The organism is Stenotrophomonas sp. RS-48 (assembly GCF_030053245.1).
Taxonomy (GTDB): Bacteria; Pseudomonadota; Gammaproteobacteria; order Xanthomonadales; family Xanthomonadaceae; genus Stenotrophomonas; species Stenotrophomonas maltophilia_P.
In genome coordinates this window covers 16,786-38,405 of record NZ_JASGBV010000031.1, presented here as the reverse complement: position 1 = coordinate 38,405, position 21,620 = coordinate 16,786, and the positions used below count along the sequence as shown (strand labels likewise).

20 protein-coding genes and 1 pseudogene are annotated in these 21,620 nt (G+C 58.2%); 18 read left to right on the top strand and 3 right to left on the bottom strand.

All coding sequences use genetic code 11. The annotated features are described in order from the left end of the window. The first annotated feature begins 13 nt into the window (after positions 1-13). The gene (locus QMZ25_RS07015) at positions 14-433 is read left to right on the top strand and encodes a hypothetical protein (RefSeq protein WP_277381168.1); all 420 of its coding nucleotides are present in this window, start codon (positions 14-16) and stop codon (positions 431-433) included. Positions 434-497: 64 nt separating this feature from the next. Then, positions 498-932, top strand: coding sequence for an NUDIX domain-containing protein (locus QMZ25_RS07010; protein ID WP_283219356.1), 435 nt, complete (start codon positions 498-500; stop codon positions 930-932). Between the two features lie 7 nt (positions 933-939). Here the strand turns inward: QMZ25_RS07010 and QMZ25_RS07005 are convergent. Continuing rightward, positions 940-1,605, bottom strand: a pseudogene (locus QMZ25_RS07005) (ATP-binding protein); the annotation flags it as partial. A 146-nt stretch (positions 1,606-1,751) separates the two neighbouring features. Here QMZ25_RS07005 and QMZ25_RS07000 point away from each other — a divergent pair. The 11 genes from QMZ25_RS07000 to QMZ25_RS06950 all read left to right on the top strand — a co-directional run bounded on the left by QMZ25_RS07000 (position 1,752) and on the right by QMZ25_RS06950 (position 13,045). Beyond that, the gene (locus QMZ25_RS07000; RefSeq protein ID WP_261728159.1) at positions 1,752-2,411 is read left to right on the top strand and encodes a TnsA endonuclease N-terminal domain-containing protein; all 660 of its coding nucleotides are present in this window, start codon (positions 1,752-1,754) and stop codon (positions 2,409-2,411) included. 3 nt (positions 2,412-2,414) lie between these two features. After that, positions 2,415-4,310, top strand: coding sequence for a Mu transposase C-terminal domain-containing protein (locus tag QMZ25_RS06995; RefSeq protein ID WP_283219355.1), 1,896 nt, complete (start codon positions 2,415-2,417; stop codon positions 4,308-4,310). Continuing rightward, positions 4,310-5,191, top strand: coding sequence for a TniB family NTP-binding protein (locus QMZ25_RS06990; RefSeq protein ID WP_283219354.1), 882 nt, complete (start codon positions 4,310-4,312; stop codon positions 5,189-5,191). Before QMZ25_RS06995 ends, QMZ25_RS06990 begins: the two co-directional genes overlap by 1 nt. A gap of 1,639 nt (positions 5,192-6,830) precedes the next feature. Continuing rightward, positions 6,831-7,685, top strand: a complete 855-nt coding sequence (locus tag QMZ25_RS06985; protein ID WP_283219353.1) for a hypothetical protein — start codon at positions 6,831-6,833, stop codon at positions 7,683-7,685. Between the two features lie 173 nt (positions 7,686-7,858). Further along, positions 7,859-8,308: a BLUF domain-containing protein gene (locus QMZ25_RS06980; RefSeq protein ID WP_283219352.1), complete on the top strand. Its 450-nt coding sequence runs from the start codon at positions 7,859-7,861 to the stop codon at positions 8,306-8,308. Positions 8,309-8,474: 166 nt separating this feature from the next. Continuing rightward, positions 8,475-8,945, top strand: coding sequence for an NIF family HAD-type phosphatase (locus QMZ25_RS06975; protein WP_283219351.1), 471 nt, complete (start codon positions 8,475-8,477; stop codon positions 8,943-8,945). 754 nt (positions 8,946-9,699) lie between these two features. Continuing rightward, positions 9,700-10,257: a methylated-DNA--[protein]-cysteine S-methyltransferase gene (locus tag QMZ25_RS06970; protein WP_283219350.1), complete on the top strand. Its 558-nt coding sequence runs from the start codon at positions 9,700-9,702 to the stop codon at positions 10,255-10,257. Further along, positions 10,254-10,976, top strand: a complete 723-nt coding sequence (locus tag QMZ25_RS06965) for a 2OG-Fe(II) oxygenase (protein WP_283219349.1) — start codon at positions 10,254-10,256, stop codon at positions 10,974-10,976. Before QMZ25_RS06970 ends, QMZ25_RS06965 begins: the two co-directional genes overlap by 4 nt. A gap of 11 nt (positions 10,977-10,987) precedes the next feature. Next, positions 10,988-11,629, top strand: coding sequence for a DNA oxidative demethylase AlkB (gene alkB / locus QMZ25_RS06960; RefSeq protein WP_345782650.1), 642 nt, complete (start codon positions 10,988-10,990; stop codon positions 11,627-11,629). A gap of 140 nt (positions 11,630-11,769) precedes the next feature. Then, positions 11,770-12,120: a hypothetical protein gene (locus QMZ25_RS06955; RefSeq protein WP_283219348.1), complete on the top strand. Its 351-nt coding sequence runs from the start codon at positions 11,770-11,772 to the stop codon at positions 12,118-12,120. Between the two features lie 172 nt (positions 12,121-12,292). After that, on the top strand, positions 12,293-13,045 hold the full coding sequence (locus QMZ25_RS06950) for a response regulator transcription factor (protein ID WP_283219347.1): 753 nt from the start codon (positions 12,293-12,295) through the stop codon (positions 13,043-13,045). Here QMZ25_RS06950 and QMZ25_RS06945 read toward each other — a convergent pair. Further along, the gene (locus QMZ25_RS06945) at positions 13,011-14,279 is read right to left on the bottom strand and encodes a HAMP domain-containing sensor histidine kinase (protein ID WP_283219346.1); all 1,269 of its coding nucleotides are present in this window, start codon (positions 14,277-14,279) and stop codon (positions 13,011-13,013) included. The genes QMZ25_RS06950 and QMZ25_RS06945 overlap by 35 nt on opposite strands. A gap of 616 nt (positions 14,280-14,895) precedes the next feature. Between QMZ25_RS06945 and QMZ25_RS06940 the strand changes: the two genes are divergently transcribed. After that, entirely contained in the window at positions 14,896-16,806 is a 1,911-nt protein-coding gene (locus QMZ25_RS06940; protein ID WP_283219345.1) for an alginate lyase family protein, read from the top strand. A gap of 283 nt (positions 16,807-17,089) precedes the next feature. Then, on the top strand, positions 17,090-18,286 hold the full coding sequence (locus QMZ25_RS06935) for a secretin N-terminal domain-containing protein (RefSeq protein WP_283219344.1): 1,197 nt from the start codon (positions 17,090-17,092) through the stop codon (positions 18,284-18,286). A gap of 129 nt (positions 18,287-18,415) precedes the next feature. Here QMZ25_RS06935 and QMZ25_RS06930 read toward each other — a convergent pair whose 3' ends face one another. Beyond that, positions 18,416-18,913 carry an ester cyclase gene (locus tag QMZ25_RS06930; protein WP_283219343.1) on the bottom strand — a complete coding sequence of 166 codons (498 nt, stop codon included), beginning with the start codon at positions 18,911-18,913 and terminating at the stop codon, positions 18,416-18,418. Positions 18,914-19,186: 273 nt separating this feature from the next. On the opposite strand from QMZ25_RS06930, the gene def reads away from it, so the two are divergent. The 3 genes from def (at position 19,187) to QMZ25_RS06915 (ending at position 21,575) form a co-directional block, all read left to right on the top strand. Beyond that, on the top strand, positions 19,187-19,684 hold the full coding sequence (def, locus tag QMZ25_RS06925) for a peptide deformylase (RefSeq protein WP_283219342.1): 498 nt from the start codon (positions 19,187-19,189) through the stop codon (positions 19,682-19,684). A gap of 153 nt (positions 19,685-19,837) precedes the next feature. Further along, the gene (locus QMZ25_RS06920; RefSeq protein WP_283219341.1) at positions 19,838-20,698 is read left to right on the top strand and encodes an alpha/beta hydrolase; all 861 of its coding nucleotides are present in this window, start codon (positions 19,838-19,840) and stop codon (positions 20,696-20,698) included. Between the two features lie 229 nt (positions 20,699-20,927). Further along, positions 20,928-21,575, top strand: a complete 648-nt coding sequence (locus tag QMZ25_RS06915; RefSeq protein WP_283219340.1) for a glutathione binding-like protein — start codon at positions 20,928-20,930, stop codon at positions 21,573-21,575. The last annotated feature ends 45 nt before the right edge of the window (positions 21,576-21,620 follow it).

The window sequence follows — 21,620 nt, the reverse complement described above, 5'->3', positions numbered from 1 at the left end:
CAAGGTTCCCACAATGTTGCTGGGTCATTCTGTTCGCATGGCACAGCACACCCCGCCAACCCGATTGTTCGGCATAGGCGGCCCACGACGGCCCCGGCAGGCGCTGTCCGTGGCGCCGGCGATCGACCTGCAGGGCGAATACCAGTTCTGGCAGGTCTACGAACGCGTGGTCCGCCCGCTGCCCGGCGGTGGGCTGCGCCGGGCTTGGCTGGTATGCCAGAAGGTGTACCGGGACCGCCTGCGGTTCCCGCATGACACACGTGAAGCCGCGCTGGCGCGTGTGCTATTCGGCAGCAACAGCACGCCCGAGCGCGCAGCCGAACTGCGGGACCTCTTCGGCCTTGTCAGCCGCCGCATGGCGTCCGTTGCCGTCCGGCGACAGGCGCCCATCCCCGGGAAAGCGAATCACTGGCCAGGAATCGACACGCGTTGATGGCTTTCTCTCGGTCCGCCTGCTTTTGGCCTATTCTGGGGTGGGCCGGTAAGGACAGGAAACGATGGAAATCAGACGATCTGCACGCCTTGTGATCGTTGGTGAGGATGCGGTGCTGCTGTTCCGGTATCACGATGAACACCACGCTCCCTTCTGGGCTACACCGGGCGGGGAGCTTCTGCCCGGGGAAGGATATGCGGACGCCGCACGGCGTGAGCTTCGGGAGGAGACCGGATTGGATCTGCCGATAGGAGAGCGGCTGGAAAAGCGCGATGCCGTCTACGCGGTCGCCCGATCAACGCCTGCGCGATGGCTGGAAGAGTATTTTCTGGTCCGCAGCCCCAACCAGCCCGACATCCAGCGTGATGGGTGGACGGAGGAGGAAAGTGCAACGATCAGGGCGTGGAAATGGTGGCGCCCAGAAGAGATGAGAAAACAGCCAGCTTCCCTGTTCAAGCCGGAATGGCTGCCGGGATTGCTGGAGCGGCTGCGGTCATGACGCAGCATCACTGGCTCGCCTTCCCCCGATCCAGCTGCCGATAGCCAATCGCCTCGGCCAGATGTGCGGTCTGGATGTTCTCGCACCCGGCCAGATCGGCAATCGTGCGTGCCACGCGAAGAATGCGATGCATCGCGCGCGCTGACAGTTGCAGGCGCTCGATGGCGTGTTCCAGAAGATCCTGGTCGGCCTCGCTCAACCGCGTGCACGCGCGCAGCGCAGCGGGAGGCAGATGCGCATTGAGTCCCCCGCGCATCTGCTGCCGCGCATGCGCAGCCTCCACCCGCCCGCGCACCGCATCACTGGGCTCGCCCAGCGGCGTGCTCTCGCGCAGCTCCACCGCATCCATACGCGTCACCGCGATGTGCAGGTCGATGCGGTCCAGCAATGGGCCGGAGACTCGGGCGCGATAGCGGGTAATCCGCTCATCGGTGCACAGGCAACGGTTGCTGCGGTCGCCGGCCCAACCGCAGGGGCAGGGGTTCATCGCCGCGACCAGCTGGAACCGCGCCGGAAACATCACGCTGCGTGCAGCGCGGGCGATGCGGATGTGGCCCGATTCCAGCGGCTCGCGCAGGGTCTCCAGCGCGCTGCGGTTCCACTCGGGAAGTTCGTCCAGGAACAGCACCCCATGGTGCGCCAGTGATATCTCGCCGGGGCAGGGCGGATTGCCGCTGTCATTCACACCAAATGGCGAGAAACCCCCTCGCAGAAAGCCCCGGTTAGAGCCCTTCACCAAAGCATATCTAGTCTAGGCTCAACATTAGAGGATGCGAACGAAAACACGAATTAACACGACCGGATTGCATAAAACATCTGATGAAGAGACTCGTTTCCAGCGCCCCCGTTCGAAAGTTGAAAAATAGTCGACGGGCCCTGACCGGGAAGGTCAATTTGGAAGCTGGCGGGGTAGCCGGCTTTGAGTCGTCGCTCGAGCGCGATCTACTGATTGTTCTGGACTCCAACCCTCAGGTCCTTCGGGTCCAGGAACAGCCCTTCACTCTGACCTACGTAGATGCCGGCCGGGTTCGGCGGTACACCCCTGACGTGCTGGCGGAGTTCAATCGGGACGAGATCCCGACCGTTGTCTATGAGGTCAAACCTCTTGAGTCCCTGAAGGAGGACTGGCAAGAGCTGCGGCCTCGCTTCAAGGCCGCGGTCGCCTACTGTCGTAGGAGGGACTGGCAGTTCAAGATCGTGACTGAGCGTCATATCCGCACGCCCTACCTCCAAAACGCCAAGTTCCTTCGCCGGTATCGGGCGATGGACCCGCTGTATGTCAGGCAGGCCCAGCTGCGCTACACCGCAAGCGCGCTTGGTCCTACTACACCCGAAGCCTTGCTTGCCGCCGCCTACTGGCCGGAGGAGGAGCGGGCATTGGCCATCCCTGCGCTGTGGCAGATGGTCGCCCGGGGTGACTTCGACATTGATCTGAACAAGCCGCTCAGCATGCGCATGCCGATGCAGCTGAGGGAGTAACCCATGTCTGAATCCAACTTCATGAGCATCGCGCCCGGAGCTGAGGTGATGGTTGGCCAGCGCCGCTATCGCATCACCCGTTCGCTCGATCTCTATAGCGTCCTGGCCGAGGATGTTGAGACTCAGGTGCCCGCACGGCTGCGAATTGAGACCATGTCGCGTGTTATCGAGGCAGCGACGGCCGATGGCACCCCCAACTACTCTGTGCACCACTATTCAGACGAAGTTTGGGCGGTGGCGCAGCGCCGTTTCGAGGCTATCAAACCTCTAATCGAGATGCCATACCGCAGCAAGGATGATGTCAGCCGGGCCGCTTTGGCCGCGGGTGTTAACACCTCAACGCTCTATAAGTGGCTGTCGTTGTACTTGGATCACCAGCACGTCGCAGCGCTGGTGCCTCGGAAGCCTGGTCGCAACAAGGGCGACCGCTTTCTTCATGCCGACCAAGAGCTGGTCATCGCCTCTGTCATAGAGGACTTCTACCTGACCAAGCAGCGCCGTTCGCCCAAGGAGGTCGTTGCCGAGGTGCTCCAGCGTTGTCGCGTCGCGAGCATTGATGCGCCGCACGAAAACACCATTCGTAAGCGGTTGGCTGAGGTCAGACCTGCTACAGCGCTGCGCTCGCGTGGTCAGAAGGATCAGGCCCGCAACAAATATGAGCCGATTCAGGGCTCTTTCCCTGGCGCTGACTTCCCGATGGCGGTCGTCCAGATAGACCATACCCCGCTCGACGTGATCGTTGTTGATGAGGTGTACCGCAAGCCGCTTGGCCGACCCTTCCTCACTTTGGCCATCGACGTCTTCAGCAGGTCGGTTGTCGGGCTCTATGTGACCTTGGACGCACCCTCGGCTACCTCGGTGGCCATGTGCGTATCACATGCAATCAACACCAAGAGTGAGTACCTGCGGGAGCTTGGCGTTGAGGGAGACTGGCCGGTTTGGGGCCAGATTGGCACGCTACACGCGGACAATGCACGCGAGTTCAAGTGCAAAGCGGTTGACCGCGGTTGCCAAGCAAACAACATCGACATGCAGTGGCGGCCAGTGAAGAAGCCTAACTACGGTGGGCACATCGAGCGCTACATGGGAACGGTGGCCACGGAGATGAAGAAGGTGCCGGGCACTACGTTCTCCAATACTCAGGAGAAGGATAGCTACGATTCTGAGAAAGAAGCAGCCCTGACATTGAAGGACGTGGAGCGCTATCTGGTTGAATTCATAGTCAACAACTATCACCAGCGTAGCCACAGTCAGCTCCAGGACTCCTCCCCCATGCGAATCTGGCAGCAAGGCATTCTCGGTGGTGACAAGCCTGGTATTGGCCGGATGCTGCCCGCCAACCCCGATCGCATTCGCTTGGACTTCCTGCCTTACTTCAGCAGCACCGTCCAGCGCTACGGCGTTCGCATCGACTACGTCTACTACTACGACCCTGTCCTGGACCCGTACATCGGCGCCACGGATCCGGAATTTCCCAAGCGCCACCAGAAGTTCACCTTCGCAAGGGACCCTCGCAACGTCAGCGTCATCTACTTCCTAGACCCGGCCGTGGGCGACTACATCGCTATCCCTTACCGCAACCTCGGCCATCCGGCGGTTTCTGTTGGCGAACTGCGTGAAGCACAGCGTGCCATTCGCGCCGAGGGCAAAGCAGCGGTGGACGAAGATCGCATCTTCGACAGTATCCGCAGGAATCGGCAGCTGGTGGACGAGTCGGTGTCTAAGACGAAGGCGGCCCGCCGGCAGCACGCCAAGCGTCCCAAGCAAGGCGATGCTGCGCCTGTGCCCGGCACAACGCATACGGTACCCGCGGTACCGAAATTCCCTGTGGCAGCGGTGAAAGATCGCGGCATCTTCTCCCAGGTTCTTGAAGTACTCGAGGTAGGAGAGATCAACTGATGAACGCATTCCCGCATCTGATGGATAGCATCGCTGTCCACATGGACAGCAACGTCGAGAAGCGTATTGAGATCTGCAGAGCAGATCGCTGGATCGGCTATGAAAAGGCCAAGTCTATCCTGGATTCCTTGGATCAGTTGGTCATGTACCCCACCACCCAGCGCCCACCTTGTCGTGTGATCGTGGCACGAGCGGACAATGGCAAGACTGCGTTGCTCCGACAGTTCCAGCTCAGGCACAAGTCAGTGGAGAAAGAGAACGGAACGCTCTGCTCGCCCGTTGTTCGCATGGCTATGCCTGTGCCGGCCGATCTGTCGCAGGTCTGGTCTGAGATCCTGACGCGCTGCGCCGTGACCCATCGCCGGTCTGATCCGGCCCACACCAAATATCAGATGGTGCTGGCAGTGATGCGCTTGCGCATGGTACGGGTTCTGGCCATCGATGAGTTCAATGATGTGACCCTCGCACGGAAGGGGGCGGCCGATATCCTCGCCGGCCTGCGCAAGCTCAGCAATGACTTGAACATCAGCATTGTGGCGGCGGGTACCACCGCTGCTGTGAATGCGCTCTCCTTTGACGCGCAGATGAAGTCGCGCTTTCAAACTGTGGCCATGCCGAGGTGGGAGCTGGACATTCCCTACCTCAACTTCCTCAACACCTACGAGCGTCTCTTGCCGCTGGGCAAGCCTTCGGGCCTGGCGACCGAGGAGCTGTCCACTGCCCTGTTTGCTCTGGGAGAGGAGACCATTGGCGGGACCGTACGTCTTCTGAAGGACGCGGCAATCTTGGCTATCACCGACGGTAGCGAGAAGATCACCGTCAACCTGATTCAGGCGGTGAAGGAAGCGCGGCCAAAGGAAGATGCACTGGCAGATGTCTAGTGCATACCAACTGGCCACCTCCGATTCCCGGTGAGTTGCTTACCAGCTACTTAGCGCGTCAGGCCATCTTGTGGGGGGTCTCGCCCCATACGCTAATCCAACTTGCATCTCCAGGGACGGCCGTATGGAACCGCGATGTCGACGTCAGCGCCTCATCCCGCCTGATTGATGATCTGGCTGTCGCATCCGGGCAACCCAGAGAGGTACTGGAAGAATTGACCTTGGGCCGGTGGGAAGAGGTAACCCGGCGACAGCCTGAACCGTTACAGGGGGCCTACCACTGGATAGGGAGCATTGGCGTGTACCACCGCAGGCGTTTGCGGCCTGGTTTGGCATTCTGCCCGGCCTGCTTGGCTGAGGGCGGGGGCTTCCTGAGGCAATGGCGGCTTTCCTTTTGGACGGTATGCCCCATCCACCAAACGCTGATGCTGGACCGGTGCCCCCGTTGTGGTGTTCCGGCCCAGCCGCAACGCCAGGGCTTTGACATAACGGTCTGCTGGAACTGCTTTGCGAACTTGGACGCTGCAAAAGCACTGCCTGCAGAAGTGACCGCGGCCCAGTCTCTTCTCTTCAATGCCCTGGTGGGACCGTGCGATTGGTTCTTGCCGTGCGACTCTCGCTGCAGTGGCAAAGACCTACTCTGGGGCGTCGATGCCTTGCTATCCGGATTTGGGGCCGCGGGGCGCCCTGCTTATTCACCCACGGTACGTATGGAGTTCAGGTCAGTGGAAGCCCGGCATGCGTACATGCAACTGACAGAATCTCTGATCGGAGACGCGGTGGCGCTGGAAGCCAGCGCAGATCGTTGCCACCTTACGCAGCGCAGCTTCCGTCAGAGCATGCCACCTTGGCTAGCCGCCTTTGTGGGGCGATTGCCCCCAGGCCGCCGAAACAGGGGATGTAGCTTCAACAGGCAAGAGATACGAACGGTGGGAGAAGCGGAGCGAAAAAGACAGGTTGGGTGGCGCGAGAAAAGGGCAGCTTTGTTATTCAAGATGGTTGGAAAAGCACGATGAGTACCGATAAGTTAGGGCGCCGTAGCTGCGATGGTTGCAGCCGGCACATCACCAAAGCCCAGCGAATTCACGAAGGGAAGGAGTACTGCGCAACGTGCTACAAGCGTGAGTTCAAGCGGGCGCAATGTCCTTCTTGTGAGGGTACCGTGGTGCATCATCGGTCAGAATCGAAGGCGCCTCAGTGCCCACGATGCGATCGTTCTGAGCGGCGCTGTAATCGATGCAACCGCCTGGCTCCTGAAGCAAGACACGTGACGCTGGTAGTCCCGGCTCCGGACGGGGGTAGCATCACCGAGTGCGTTGTTGCCTGTCTGTCTTGCTATCCGTACTTCACCGAAGCCGTTCCTTGTGACATTTGCAAGGAACCGAGCCAACGCCTGAGCGGTGCCAGCCATCTTCAGCCGGGACAGAAGGCCTGTCCGCGGTGCATCAATAAGGCAACACACACCACGTGTTCAAGGTGCCGACGCTACCGAAAGCTGGTGCAGACCACAGATGATGGCCGCAAGCTCTGCGGCCACTGCAGCACTGATCAGCCGGCCACTCATGACTGTCCGGAGTGTGGGACTACGGTCAATGGGACCGGTCGTGCGCGCTGCGATGGATGCAGCATCAAGTCCAGGGTGCGCCGAGAAGTTGAGCAGCAGCTGCCGATCTTCCAGCGATCATGGGTCGCCGATCTGTACCGGCAGTATGGTGAGTGGCTGTTGGTCAAGAACGTGCCTACGGGCGCGTTGCCGAAGAAAGCTGGAAAGGCTGCGGGATTTTTCTTGGCAATCGACAGTGATGCCCAGGCTCGCCAGCCACTCATTGCTGCCGATCTTCTCCGCATCTACGATACCAAGACGCTCCGGGCAAACCTCAATGCCACACAGTACGTTTGCGAACACTACGGCCTGTCCATCGACAAGGACGCACGCAATGAAGCTCGTGACCTCGCTCTCATCGAGGATCGCTTGTCCGCTGCCGACAGCAAACCGTGGGGGCCTTTCCTGCGCGAGTACCGGGTGTGGCTCACTGGGAAGCAGACCCGTACGGTTTCCCAGTACCTAGGAGTTGCCGATGCATTCTGTGAAAGTGCGCAACTGGAGGGGCCATTCAGCCAAGAGCAACTGCTCGCCTATCTGGCGAAGGTTCCGGGTGCTCGGGCAACCATCAGTGTCTGGGTCACCTTCGTGCAAAGGTGCTACGACTGGCAGGTGACTATGCCGCCTCGAGCGCCCAAGGCGCCGAGCCTCAAGCGGGGAGCGGTGAAACTGGTGGATCTGTTGGCGCGGGTCAAGGATCTGCCAAAAGCGGACTACGGGGACCTGGCCGCCATCCTCTGTCTGGTCTACCAACTTGAACCCGCAGAGCTGCGCCGGGCTATGACCGGGGTCACCCCGGAGGGGGATATTGTTACCAGGGATGGGCTTGTGCGGGTCCAGGCTGAGATGAAGGGCATCGTGCTGGAATGGTCAAAGAGGCAAGGTCGGTAAAGCCTGTTGGATCTTGCGCATCTAACGCCGGATCCAGCTCTCCAGCTGGTCCGGCCGTTGCCATAAATGGCATGTCGTGTGAAGCATTCAGGACCGCGGACTGCTCGTGGCCCGTGAGAAGTGGTACGGTGAGACAGCTGAACTGGGGGACTGGCGCTTAGGAGAAGCATTACATGCCCATCAAGGCCGTGGTCTACGTAAGCGAGGCAGGCCCAGCTTTAGCGGGTGACGTTCGGGAGGCAGTCGAGGAGCGGCTGCAATGGCTGATCGGCGATGCGTCGCGGTTCAACTGCAATGCCGGCGTAACCGGCGTGCTGTTGTTCGATGGGGGCAGGTTCCTCCAATATCTGGAGGGCCCGGACGATGGGGTCGACATCGCCTATTCCCGAGTGGTGGGCGCAACGAGCCATTCGGGCTTGGTCGAGCTCCAGCGGGGTCGGGTTGGTCAGCGCCGACTCCCTTTCTGGTCCATGCGTCGGCTATCGGTCAGTCCAAACGAACTGAGCATCGTTGCCCATAGTGACTGGACAGGCTTCCGCCGACAGGGTGATGCCGAGGCGGCGAATGCTACCGCGATGGATAGGCTGATTGCTCTGGTGATGCCTCACGTCACGGTGGCTTAGCACCGAGTCTTAACGATTAACTGAAGTGGCGTCGGCGTTCGCGAATGGCACGCGACGCGCGCCGTACCGGTGGGCTCACACCCCGTCCGTACCAGTAGGCTCACGCGATAGACAGCATTGCACCAAGAGAGCAAGGTAGTCGCACGCATCGACGGCGGAGGCAGTGATGAAGCCGACCATATTGGCGCTGGACCTTGAGGGTACCCTCATCTCCAATGCGATCAGCCAGATTCCCAGGCCTGGGCTCTACAGGTTCCTGGAGGACGTATTCGGGCATTTTGATCAGTTGGTAATGTTCACGACTGTTCCGGAAAAGCGTTTTCGTAGCATCGCATCGCTACTGGTTCGCGAAGGCAGCGCGCCTGCCTGGTTCGCCGAACTGCGCTACATCTGCTGGTCAGGCAAGACGAAAGACTTGCTTCTAGCGTCACCGCGGCTAGGTGATGCTCTACTGCTTGATGATCACGCGCCCTACGTACATTCCGGGCAAGAGCACCTTTGGATACCGATTCCGCTCTTTGGGTCTCCCTATCCGTCCAGCGACGATGGCCTCAATGTCGCTCTCCGACGTCTCCTTGATCGCATCGGTGATGCTGAATGTTTCCCAAGGACGGCAGCTCGGTTCGAAGAGCTGTAGCCAGGCGCATACTGATCCTTTCTGAACTTCATCCTAGGCCGAGGCCTGACGCGCCGAAGAAGACGAATGGGCTCGTAGATGCAGTGCAGCTTGATATTGATGTTGGTCAACAAGAGGTAGTTGCCGGCGACATTGACGTGGGTGACCGCGCCGTGTTCTGGGCCGAACGAACGTTCCCCCAATCTTCCTTTGATCTACGCGCATGGAACTGAAGAGGCCAAGTGAAAAGCTGAACAGGGGGCGGCTTGCAGAGGCGTGCCTCGGCACTGTTCACATCCACTTCCTAGATCAGGGGCGCTAGTGAGCGGCAATATCCGCCTCCTTGGCGCGACGCTGTGAACCGACTTCCAGACCGAGGTCCGACGGCAGTCGAATCAGCACATTCCGCACGGAGTTGATTCGGGATGAAGCAAAGGCACCTCCAGGCTGTTGCGCAGGGTAAGCACGCCAAGCTGCCACATAGTGCTTTCGCGATCAGGCAGCGCGTGAGTCACATGAGTTGGAATCTGCCAAAACGTACGGTGTCCACGCCATTGCTGCTGGAGGGTCTAGAGTTTGACCGCATATCGACCTCTACCCTTTGACATGAGCGCCCCTTGCGGCCGGGGTCGAACATCTTCTGAGCGTCCGTGAGAACGGGGGCGGCCCCAGGCGATGGTGACGTCTCGCGAATTTGATCGCAAGGAGCGGAGTTCGTATTGGGCGCAAAGCGTCCAGACTGTGATGGTCAACCAATCGCTTCGAGAACAGGAAAATGAACATTGATCAGTCTTTCTTCAAATACAACTTTCGCGCGCCTGGCTCCGAGCAGACCGGTACCATTCGCTACGCCGTAGGCGAGACGACGCGCGGGAAAGCCCTTATCGGCCGGAGTGAACGTGGCATTTGCGCAATTTTCCTTGGGAGTAATGACGGTGACCTCGTAGCGCAGCTGAAAGAGGCATTTCCACATCTTCCCTTGGTAAAAGCCCAGTCGGAACTCTACCGAGAGCTTGGGCAAGTTATTGCATTCATTGACAAAGACAGCGCCGACGGCATTGTAGATCTTGACGTGGGTGGCAGCGCGTTCCAGCAGAAGGTTTGGCAGACTTTGTGCGGCATTCCCATGGGCGAGACAAGAAGCTATAGCGATGTTGCTGAGCATCTGGGCGTGCCAGAAGCTGTGAGGGCCGTTGCCAGTGCCTGCGCCGCCAATGTTCTTGCGTTAGCCATCCCCTGCCACCGTGTGGTGCGTAAGGATGGAGCGCTCGCCGGCTACCGTTGGGGCATCGAACGGAAGCGAAATCTCCTCGCCGACGAGGCAGCGTCGTGAACGCAATCAACCTTGAACCAAGCTCTATTCTGAACGGAGTAGATTGGGGGCGCGTGGCCGATGAGCTGAGGGAGCGCGGAAATTCTTGCCTGCCTCGGCTCTTGAGTCCGGAGCAGTGCCAGGCGATTGCCGGCAGTTACAACAATGATTTGCTCTACCGAACCCGAATTGTCATGGCAAAGCATGGATTTGGAAAGGGTGAATACAAGTATTTTGCCTATCCGCTTCCAACGGCGATTGAAGACCTTCGGCATGCCCTCTATTCCAAGCTCGTCCCGATTGCGAATCAATGGGTCGAGCAGCTGAAAATTGGTACACGCTACCCAGATGATCTGGGGTCGTTCCTCGCGCGTTGCCATGACGTTGGCCAGCTCAGGCCTACGCCCTTGTTGCTTGAGTACAGTTCAGGCGATTACAACTGCCTCCATCAGGATCTCTATGGCGAGCACGTATTCCCCCTGCAAGTAGCCATTTTGCTGTCAGCGCCGGAACAGGACTTTCACGGTGGGCAGTTTGTCATGGCCATGAAGAGCGGCTCTAGTAGCTTCGCCGACGTGGTCGATCTACAGCAGGGGGACGCGGTCGTTTTTGCTGTCAATTATCGGCCCGTTGTGGGCAAGCGCGGCACCTCAATTAAAGGGCAAGCGCGACATGGAGTCAGTAGGATTCGAGCTGGAAAGCGCCACACCTTGGGTTTGATTTTTCACGATTCGAAGTAGGCATTGAAAAAATGAGTAACCTAGATCTGTTTCCAATGTGCCCGGTCGTGCAACTTGGTCCCAGTGCTGTTGTGCTGAGGGGTTTCGCGCTCCCTCATATAGGGACTCTCTTGCCGGCTATTCACTCATTGGTTGAGCGGTCACCGTTCCGGAACATGGTGACGCCCGGCGGATTCACCATGTCAGTAGCGCTCACCAATTGCGGTGATCTTGGATGGTCCACGGACCGTCGTGGCTATCGCTACACAGCGCTCGATCCAGACAGCGGCAAGCCTTGGCCGCCTATGCCGAGCTCCTTCAGAGCGCTGGCTGTCGCGGCCGCTTGCCAGGCCGGATTCGAGAGCTTCGAACCGGACGCATGCCTGATCAATCGCTATTTACCTGGGTCCCGCTTGTCCCTACATCAAGACAAGAATGAGCGCGACTTCAACTCGCCGATCGTCTCAGTTTCATTGGGCATGTCGGCCACTTTTCTCTTCGGCGGGTTGGACAGAACAGATCGGTGCCTTAAGGTCGAACTCCATCATGGCGACGTGGTGGTTTGGGGAGGTGAAGACAGGATGCGGTATCACGGCGTGATGCCGCTGAAGGGCACAGCCCACCCTCTGCTTGGTGAGCAGCGCATCAATTTTACTTTCCGTAGGGCTGGCTAAGTCTCTGTCAATACCAACGAAGGGCTCAAGCTGCTTGAGTGAAAGGGAGTCAATAGCGCTCTGCGAATTGATGTTGGACCGATCTCTGACAGCGCACGCAACCTCCATTTCTACTGTTTGACAGCCGACACTTGCAGCGCGTGAATTCCAACATCACGATTGCCCGTTGGCATTCAAAGGTCCAAAGCCAAGCAAATGCAACTGAAAGCTGGATCCCGAAGATGCTGGCGGCAAAGAAATGGACCACTGAGGCCGGATCAGTCGCCACACCGCTGTTGCTTATCGCGTCGAAAAGAAGACGTTTCAGTCCATGGGTAGACAAAAATGTGCGCCCGGTCACGGCAGCGACCTACATTGAGGTATCGTGCGATGAGTCGACGCTGGCGCAAGACGCCCAAAGGCCGACTATTCGTGCAAAATTGGGAACGCCAGTCGCTCAAGTGTTCGATCGCAACGCCTGGAGTGCTCGGCGCAAGGGGACGCGGCGTTAGGGGCGAGCGGCGCATAGGATTACATAAAGGATTGTGTGAGGTCTCACTAACCAGTATCGGAGGTCGCCATCAGCCGACGCCGATTGTGCAGAAGATCCAAAAAAGACTACTAGGAGAAGCGCGCAAAGGAGAAAGCGATCGATGTGGTAGGCGAGAAGAATAAGATATGAGAATGATCAGCTTGGCCTTGGTAGAAGACGATGCGCAGATGCGGGACAAAATACTCGTCCCAGGGCTGCGAGACTATGGGTTCGACGTCCGAAGCGCAGGAACTGCCGCAGATTTCTTCCGTTTGATAAAGGTGCGTGACACCGATTTGGTGCTGGTTGATCTGAGCTTGCCTGATCTGGACGGGCTGGAACTTCTATCCAGACTCCGCCAGCGGCAGGAAGACGTGGGAATTGTCGTTCTCACTGCGAGGAGGGGACGGCAGGATCACCTAGCTGCACTATTGAAAGGAGCCGATTTGTACTTCAAGAAGCCGGCTGACATCGAACTGGTTGCGCTGTCAATGCGGCAGCTAGCAAAGAGGCTGGACACTAAGAGGCTTGCTGATCAAGAGGGTCAGTCTGAGAGTCCAGAAAAGCAGAATAGGCAGCTCGCTACTTGGAAGTTACAGGACGATGGCTGGGTCCTTTGGATGGAAGATTCGGGATCAGTGGCACTGAATGTTTCGGAGCGGCTTCTCATGCGCGCACTTGTTGCCGCGCGAGGTAAGAGCATCACGAGAGGCGCGTTGGCGGCGCTGCTGAGCGAGGATGTTGCGGCGTGCGATGTAACCCGGCTGGATATGGTGATTCATCGATTGCGCAAGAAGCTTGCTACGCTCAATGCCTCAGGTGAGACACTGCAAATCGTCGCTCGCCGAGGAATTGGATACTCCCTGGAGGCTAGTTCAAATTTGCTGCCGATAGCCGAACGGTGACAGTCGTGCCCGTCCCTGGCGATGAGGCCAGTTCTACCTGGCCACCAGCGTGCTCGACCAATTCCTTGACGATAGCTAAGCCAAGACCAACGCCTTCAGAAGATGACCTCGCACTAAACAGTGGCTCAAAGGCTCTACGAAGTGTGGAGGCATCCATTCCGCTACCGGTGTCCCGGATGGTGATGGTCGCGACACACTCCTCAGATGACGCACTAATGCTGAACGTTCCGCCCTCGCTTATCGCTTGGCCTGCATTGGTGCTTAGATTCATGATCACGTGTTGGAAATGTGCGGGATCGATTGCCAGTTCCAAGTCGTCAGGCACGTCGATGTCGAGCGACGCGCGACGGGGCAGCAGTTTTCGTATCAGCGGTGCTAGGTGTTCAAGCGTCTCGCTCAGAGGGGTCACCATGATCTCGGATTTCTCTCGCTTCGCGAAATCAAGAATCCTGTCGATGACGTCGAACCCCATTTCGCAAGACTTGCTAATCTCCTCCATTGCGCAAATGAGGGCATCCACGCCTCCGTCCGCAAGCCGCTCAGCGTCCGCGGCAAACGCCGAAATGACGCTGAGATTGTTAGCTACATCATGGATTACGCCCACGGCCAGCTGAGAGGCGGTGTCAAATTTCTGCATGCGCGTCAGGGCTGCTTCGGCCGACTCGCGAGCCGACATCACGCGACCTAGCTCTGTGAGGGCATCCTCAAGCTCCTTTGCCTTGATTCGAGCGGTGTTATACGAGCTCCGCAGGGCATTGGTGGTGTGGTCGACCAACAAGCCAATCAACGCATAGGTGATGCAAAGCTGGGCGAGGTACACCGCCATGATTGACAGTGGTTGTCCCCTAAGTGTGGCCAGCCAGGCCACCTCCAGGAAAACGAGGCTCAAAAGACCGTAGCAAGTCCACAGCATTCGGCGTCCGAAGAGAAGGCCGGCTAGAAGAACTACAAACAAGGGGAGAGGATCCCGCGTGAGATTTCCGGGCTCAACACTCCAGTAGCCAACAGCAAGACTTGCGATAATTCCAAAGAGAAAAACTTTGGCGCCAATGCCAAATCTTTCTGTACGTGTGTATGCCAAGGCCCAGATGGATGCGCCGGATACAATGAAATCACTAAAGATATCCGCTAGCTCGACGCTGTCGATTCTGCCGGGATCAGCCAAGCTGACCCACAAAGAGATTGCCTTGTTCGCAACGGGGAGGACGGCGAAGAGTACATACAAGACTTGCATGAACGGGGAATTCCGCGATTCCACCATGTCTTGGAACTGCGGAACCAGAAGCCAACGACGAAACGCATGCACTTGAACAGCTCCCGCTGCGATGTTCGTGATAAATGTGGGGCGGCCCCGATGGTCAGAAATGAACCCTGACGCCTGACGCCTGACGCGTCACCATTGTAGCGGCCCTCTGGTTCGACACTCTCATCCACGCTTACACCTTCGACCTCCTGCCGCGGCGTCGCCCAGATGCGCCTGCGCCGTTAGCTTGGTTAGTGTGGCGCGTTCGCCACCGCACTATGATCCAGGTGTAGGGGAGGCACAGCGGAAGCTAGGTACGCGCGCCGGACGTCTTTGAAACCTAGCACTTGGGGAAGCTATGAATCACTACTCGACTCCGTGGCGACGCGGAATGCAGTACCTATGCCCTTCACTCTGGCTGTGCGTATCGATGTTGTCCGCATGTGGCGGAGGGTCAAGCGCGCAAGCCGAGGCCGCCCAGCCGCTGCCGGTGACGCCAACCCAGCCCTCCGTCCCGCCGGCCGAGGCACCCACAGAGGCGCCGGCCCCTGTGCCAAGTCCAACCCGCACCTTCAGTCATCCCGGTATCGTGTTCACGCGAGACCACTTGGATGCGATCAAGTCAAGGCTCACGCAGGATCCCTGGAAAGCCGGCTACGCAATGCTGGCGTCCAATTCGCATAGCTCGCTCAGCTATCAGCCTCTGGGGCCTTTCAAAGCGGTGTCCCGTAATCCGGATATGAATCTGGACGCGTATAAGCATGACATGATGGCGGCATCAAACCTGACGCTCATGTGGTACTTCACTGACAATACCGCATACGCTAGCAAGGCACGCGAAATTCTACTGGCATGGGCAACCGTTCAAAAGGAATTTAGCGGTGCTGAGTCCAGTTTCGCGATAGGCGATGCTGCGATCCAAAGCATTGGCAGTGCAGAGATATTGCGTAGCACATACTCCGGCTGGACGGACGACGACACCCAGACGTTTAAGGACTACTTGGATCTGGTCTATTGGCCATCGCTTTTCATTGGCGGTGAGCGATGGGGGGCAGGATCGCAGACGCTCGGCGGTGGCCAGGGTGCTCTACAAATATGGTCAGCCATGGCTGTCGCAGTCTTCAGCGATGACACGGTCAAGTACAACATGGCCTTGAACGCGTATTTGACAGACCCTGCCAGCGGATTCAGCAACACGTTGCCCAATGGTCAGGCCGGCGATACAGGGCGCGACCAGGGTCACGCCTTTGGTCAAATTGCAAACACAGTCTATACGGCAGAGACCTTGTGGGCGCAAGGCTCGGACGCTTATGCATACTCAGACAATCGCCTGCTATCTATGATGGAATATTACGCCGACTTCAACTCAGGGGGCTCGCGTAATTTCATTCCCTATGGGCCAACATATGGCCTGTACACGTCAATTGGGCTGGATGCGAAGGGTCGACGCACCGACATTCCTGCGTCGGCCGGGCATCTGATTTACAATGCTTACGTCAATAGAAAAGGAGTGTCGGCGCCATATCTCTCGCACTACCGCACACTCGTCCCTGATTACACGTCGGGCTTCGTCTTCCCGGGATTCATTTTCAGAAGAGTTCAAGACAACAACCCAAAAAGAGATTTACTCAAGGCATCTTGGGAGCAGCCGACCGCCAATGAAGTGCCCAGCCTCGTTAACCAGGGCATAGGTTCTCCTAGTTCGACACCTGGCATGCAGAGTGCTGGAGACAGCCTGACTCTTACTGGCTCCGGCGTCGGAATCGAGAAAAATTATCAGTTCGCGAGTAGGATGGCCGAAGGAGATTTCACTTTCCAAGCGAAGGTAAAGACGTCCGGCACCGCCGGTAGTGCGGGGCGAGCGGGAATCATGATTCGCAAGTCCGCCGATGCCTCGCCGCGCACGCCCTATGTAGCTCTGACAATGTCTCCCCCCGGAACCACATCTGCCGGGGTGAGGTTGAACTGGCGGCGCGGTAGCACAACCTATTACATGGGGTACAAAGACTACGCGGCGGCGGGGGAGCCATACTGGATAAAGCTGGTCCGGCGAGGGAATTTCATCTACGGTTTCACGTCTGCAGATGGCGTCAGTTGGTCACCGACGTACAGCGTTGTGTTCCCTGCGGAGGGTGACGACAGTCTTGGGTCGAAAGTCCTGGTAGGGGCATTCAACTTCAGCGGCTCAGTGGGCGAGACAAGCACAGCTCGCTTCGAAGATGTGAGATTCGGATCCAATCCAAGCTCACTGCCACTGGCACCCACAGCACTTAGCGCCAATCCAAGCGCGGGCAAGATCGATCTGACGTGGAAAAGCGATCTGGCCAACGTTGTCTATTTTGACGTTTATCGTGCCTCCGGTGATTCCGACTTGGCCTTGATTGCTACGGAGGTCAACTCGCAAAGCTTCACCGACACAGACGTCCGTCCCGGTACCAACTACCGGTACGCCGTCAGGGCTTCAGGATACAGTGGTGAAAGCGCCTCGTCAGAGACATCGTCGGCTACAGGGATGTAGTTAATAGCCCGCTGCCTCTATCACCTCAAGATAGCGAGATGGAGCGGAGTCTGTTCGCTACTGACTCCGCTCCATGCCTCGTGATCCTGGAAGCGAACTGCGTAGACTGGATCTGACTGGATCGGGCGCTAAAGATGCATCGGCCCGTTGTGTCTTGATCAAGCACATAAACATTGGCCTCACACCTTGGTCGTCGCATCCGTCTTTTATCGCTCGCAAACCCAAGGCGTCTGTTATGAGTATTGGGCCTACGTTTGTACTACGGTGCCTCGGGTTGGCAGTCATGACGGTGCAGTGTCAACCTTCAAAAGCGGCAATTTATCTTGCTCGCGCGGTTGAGAGCACAGTTGATTCGGCGGCTCGGATGCGACATTCGGACGAGGAATGGGCTGCCGCTGCAGTCGACTCGGTGTCATGCCCTGTTGGGAGTGACCCGCGCCTGCCGGTCTCCAGTTGTTGGAAGTTCTGCCAAACAAGCGTCGCGGCGCAGGGCACGGCACCAGCGACGCATGCGGCATCCGACATCGGCGCATTGACCAATGGCGGCAGGTCGCTCTTCGCCTTTCGTCTTCAGCACGCAAATGCGAAAAGTATCTCGGCCGCGCTCCGCTCCGTTTACGCGAACGACGCACTTGGTCAAGCTGAGATCCGGGAAAAGGTATCGGGCGATGATGAGGCAGGCACAGTCCTGATCTATGCGACGCCGGACGAATGGAAGCAGGTGCTGCCCGTGCTTCAGAAGCTTGATCGGACGGCCAGGATGCTTAGGATACTGGTGACTGTGCTGGAAATTTGGTCCGAGCAAGCACAGTCCCTGATGGCTGCGCTGAGACCGCTTTCGCAAGAAGAGATAGCTCGAATGTCGTCAGTGCAGCAGGGAGCTCAAGCTCCACAGAATTGGATCCCGCTAGGCGCCGAGATCAGTGAACAGCATGGCCTCGGCGCGGCGGTGCTCCGCGGCGATGAACTTGCAATCATCAATTCTTTACAGAAGAGCGGCTCCGCAACCGTGCTGTCCAGTTTCATTGTTGCGGTCTCTTCCAGCAATGCCGCGATACTCCGATCGGGTGAGCTCATTCCCTATATCGAAGAAAGACGGAAGTTCGGCAGTGGAGGAGTTGAGACGCATGGTGGCTATATGGCAACCGGAAGCCACCTGAAGATCGTTCCGCTCATTGCTGACGATGGCGCGTCCATTGTGAATGTTGAATATGATCTCTCCTCACCGCTTGGATCGGCTGGCGGTACGTCGGCGCCAGTGCTCAGTACGAGGGGAATCAGGACCGAAGTCGCGCTCAAAGTGGGTGAAACCGCGATAATTGCGGGTCTGCTCGGCAATGAGCGAGGGCGAGATCAGAGCGCCGGCCTCCAGGGCAACGGCGGTCGATGGGCGCGAAATGGGCAGTGGAAGGGTGGGAGTTCAACGGAAAGAGGAGAGATCCTCGTTCTATTGACACCCTTGGTAGCGGACCCGAATTGAGCACAGTGCTGGGTGGCGGCTCTGTCATCTAACTTCGGGGAGAATGTATGCGGAGGTAATAATTAAGGTCCGCATCTATATCAAAGAGAGAGAGGCTCTAATTTGAGCCTCTCTCTGTAAGCCAGTCGTTTACGCGGCAGCCTCATCCTTGTATTTTTCAAGGTAGCTCTCATTCGGCTTTTCCAGCAGATCCAACTGCTGCAGAGCCACGAGAGCGCCCTCTTCTCCGATCTCCTCGACGATCTTGCCGTTCTCGATGCGGAAAACCGAGGTGCCGGTGAAGCGAATCTTCTTTCCCGACGCTTCCGGCAGCGAGCCGACGGGAAGGTCGCTAAAGGCCGGACCGGTGTGCGTGCCACCGCCGTCCCAACGTCCCACCACGTAATCGCCTTCGGCGATCAACGGACTGGTCCCCCAGAAGTTCAGATCCGGGAACGCTTCACGGAATTCCGTCATCATCTTGCGTACCGCTTGATGGCCTCGGATGGGGCCATGCATCGGGTAGTGGACCAAACCATTGGGTGCCAAGAGTTCTTCGATGACACTAAGGTCGGCTGGGCTTCCCCAGAACGCCTTGAACCAGCGCTCCACGATGGCCTTGTTCTCTTCGAGTTTGTTCTTCGACATGTGTATCTCCTCGCATTAGTGATCACCGCGCACCGTTCGATGCGCGGCACCGAATGTAATCATTCGATGCAGCCAATTTAGGCGGTCGTCGCAGGTCGGAAACTCTGTTTGTTGCTTCCGAAGTGATCTCATGGGGTCCCGCTTCAATCGCAAGAAACGGACTGCCCCGAAAGCCTTCGTCCGCTAGTGTCCTTACCTTCAAAAAAGCCGGCCGACAGCTCACGCGGATCGTGCAGATGCTTTGGCCGCTATCCAATTCGCTTGAGAGCGGGCATGACATTTCTATCACTTCTGACGGAATCCGACCCTCGTTTGCGGAAGCCGTCACACCAGATCTTGAGGGTCGATGACAGAGTTCGGGCGCTGGCGCGAGACATGCTGGCGACGATGTACCGCATGGGCGCGTGCGGCTTGGCTGCGCCCCAGGTCAATGCACGCGTTCGCTTGATCGTGATGGATACTTCGCGTGAACGTAATCGCCCTTGGATCTATCTCAACCCGGAGTTGGTGGCCGTGGGCCAACGTCAAGCCAGGTTTGAGGAGGGCTGTCTGTCACTTCCAGGTATTTTCGTGGATGTCTACCGCGCACGACGCGTGACGCTGCGTTCAACTGGGCTGGATGGGCAGCTGTTCGAACAGGAGATGGTCGGTTGGGACAGTGCGGTCATCCAGCATGAAATCGACCATTTGGACGGGCGTTTGATGACTGACATTTGGGTTGATCAGCAAGCAGGGCAAGATCGCCATTCCAGGAAGCGCCGGCATGGCTGAATGCGATCGACTATGCGGGCGATTGCAGCACAAGAGCGTAGTGGCAAGGTTGCTGACGGTGGAGCGGGTAGCGAATTTGACCGCAAGAGTCGGAGTTTACCGGGCTTCTGACGGGCGTAACGTTGCAAATATTCCTCCGTTAAAGGCCAACCGATGAATCCGTCCATTCAGCGAGCATCCGTCCAGACCGCGTCGGGTCACATCAGCTATCTTCAGACCGCCGACACGGGACCGGTGGCTCTGTTTATTCACGGAGTGCTGGTCAACGGCTACCTTTGGCGCCACCAGCTCTCTGCTCTGGCTGACTTGCGACGCTGCGTGGCCATCGATTTGATGGGTCACGGCCATACCACTATCGCCGCGGATCAGGCCGTGTCCTTTGAAGCTCAGGCCGAAATGGTTCGCGAGTTCCTCGACGCATTGTCCATAGATCAAGTCGATCTGGTCGCCAATGACAGCGGCACAGGTGTGGCTCAGATTTTTGCAGCACGCTACCCCGATCGCCTGCGCAGCTTGACCCTGACCAACGGCGACGTTCAGGACAATTGGCCTCCGGCGAACTTCTCTGGCTTCCTCGATATGGTCAAAGCCGGCGGGTTGCCGCAAACGCTCCGACGGATGCTGGAGGACAAGGATTTTTTCCGGGGACCTGACGCAATGGAGGGCGCCTACGAACGTTCCTCTGACGTGTCAGACGAAACCATCGAGACCTATATCCGCCCGCATCTGGCATCGCCCGAACGCACCCAGGATCTGGTGCGTTTCATCCTGGCGTTCGACCATTCGCAGACGGTAAAGATCGAACGAGCATTGCGGGGGGTCGCTGTGCCTGCCTTGGTCGTTTGGGGCACCGGCGACATCTTCTTCGGCAAGGAGTGGTCGGATTTCCTGGCACGAACCCTGGGCGGGCCCGTTACGCAGTTGGAGGTGGCCAACGCGCGGTTGCTGTTCCCTGAGGAGCGGGCAAAGGAGTTGAACGAAGCGCTGCGCGCCTTCTGGACTCAAGAGGACTGAGATGCACGCAGCCCAGCCATCCGTCAAGGACGCAGTATTCGTTGTGCCGCCGGACCATGCACCTAACGCTCGACAGCAAGTCACAGCGTATTGCCAGACCTTGGTCAACGCCGGTCAAGCGCGCTGGGGGGAGGGTTCGGAGGGCGCTGCTCAGTTGCACTTGCATACCGGAGAGGTCTACCTCTTCGGTGAGTTTGGCCTCACCAAGGTGGTGTGAATAAGGACTTACATGCTGACGTTGCACTATTGGCCTGGTTATTGTTCGTTGGCCGCTCACATCGTCCTGCGGTGGATAGGTTCGCCGTATCGGTTGAAGCTGGCGGATCTCGACACGCGACAGTCGAACGCCTTCTTGCGCTTGAATCCATCGTCAACCGTCCCGGTCTTGGTGGACGAAGACGGTTGGGCGCTCAGCCAGAACGTGGCGGTCCTGCGCTACTTGGCAGAGATCTCCCCGCAGGCGCGTCTGGGCGGGGAGGGGGTGCGTGGACGGGCCTTGGTGAATCGCTGGCTGGCCTACATCAACTCCGACGTTCACAAAGCGTTTTCTCCGCTGATGCATCCAGAACGGTTGGCTGTTGACCAGGACGAGCGCGAGCAAACACTCGATGACGCTAGAAAAGTGCTGCGCAAGCATTTTGGGGTGTTCGACAAAGCGTTGGGAGAGCGGCCTTGGATCGCTGGCGATCACCGCAGCATTGCCGATCCCTACCTTTTCGTGCTCACCCGCTGGGCCCGCGCCAGGGGCGTGGATCTAGGTGGCTTCGATGGGGTGAACACGCATTTCGCACGGCTATGCGCAGACCCTGATGTGTGTGAGGCACTGGCCGAGGAAGGGTTGGCCGGGACAGAGTTGGCCGCGCGGCCGGAACATTAAGGAGCTATTGCGATGCCGACAAACTCGAATTGGACCCTGAGCCGC

Bases quoted from the DNA above. Each gene is read 5' to 3' on its own strand.
- QMZ25_RS07015 (WP_277381168.1), top strand. From the start codon at position 14: ATGTTGCTGGGTCATTCTGTTCGCATGGCACAGCACACCCCGCCAACC.
- QMZ25_RS07010 (WP_283219356.1), top strand. From the start codon at position 498: ATGGAAATCAGACGATCTGCACGCCTTGTGATCGTTGGTGAGGATGCG.
- QMZ25_RS07000 (WP_261728159.1), top strand. From the start codon at position 1,752: ATGAAGAGACTCGTTTCCAGCGCCCCCGTTCGAAAGTTGAAAAATAGT.
- QMZ25_RS06995 (WP_283219355.1), top strand. From the start codon at position 2,415: ATGTCTGAATCCAACTTCATGAGCATCGCGCCCGGAGCTGAGGTGATG.
- QMZ25_RS06990 (WP_283219354.1), top strand. From the start codon at position 4,310: ATGAACGCATTCCCGCATCTGATGGATAGCATCGCTGTCCACATGGAC.
- QMZ25_RS06980 (WP_283219352.1), top strand. From the start codon at position 7,859: ATGCCCATCAAGGCCGTGGTCTACGTAAGCGAGGCAGGCCCAGCTTTA.
- QMZ25_RS06975 (WP_283219351.1), top strand. From the start codon at position 8,475: ATGAAGCCGACCATATTGGCGCTGGACCTTGAGGGTACCCTCATCTCC.
- QMZ25_RS06970 (WP_283219350.1), top strand. From the start codon at position 9,700: ATGAACATTGATCAGTCTTTCTTCAAATACAACTTTCGCGCGCCTGGC.
- alkB (WP_345782650.1), top strand. From the start codon at position 10,988: ATGAGTAACCTAGATCTGTTTCCAATGTGCCCGGTCGTGCAACTTGGT.
- QMZ25_RS06950 (WP_283219347.1), top strand. From the start codon at position 12,293: ATGATCAGCTTGGCCTTGGTAGAAGACGATGCGCAGATGCGGGACAAA.
- QMZ25_RS06945 (WP_283219346.1), bottom strand. From the start codon at position 14,279: ATGCAAGTCTTGTATGTACTCTTCGCCGTCCTCCCCGTTGCGAACAAG.
- QMZ25_RS06935 (WP_283219344.1), top strand. From the start codon at position 17,090: ATGACGGTGCAGTGTCAACCTTCAAAAGCGGCAATTTATCTTGCTCGC.
- QMZ25_RS06930 (WP_283219343.1), bottom strand. From the start codon at position 18,913: ATGTCGAAGAACAAACTCGAAGAGAACAAGGCCATCGTGGAGCGCTGG.
- def (WP_283219342.1), top strand. From the start codon at position 19,187: ATGACATTTCTATCACTTCTGACGGAATCCGACCCTCGTTTGCGGAAG.
- QMZ25_RS06920 (WP_283219341.1), top strand. From the start codon at position 19,838: ATGAATCCGTCCATTCAGCGAGCATCCGTCCAGACCGCGTCGGGTCAC.
- QMZ25_RS06915 (WP_283219340.1), top strand. From the start codon at position 20,928: ATGCTGACGTTGCACTATTGGCCTGGTTATTGTTCGTTGGCCGCTCAC.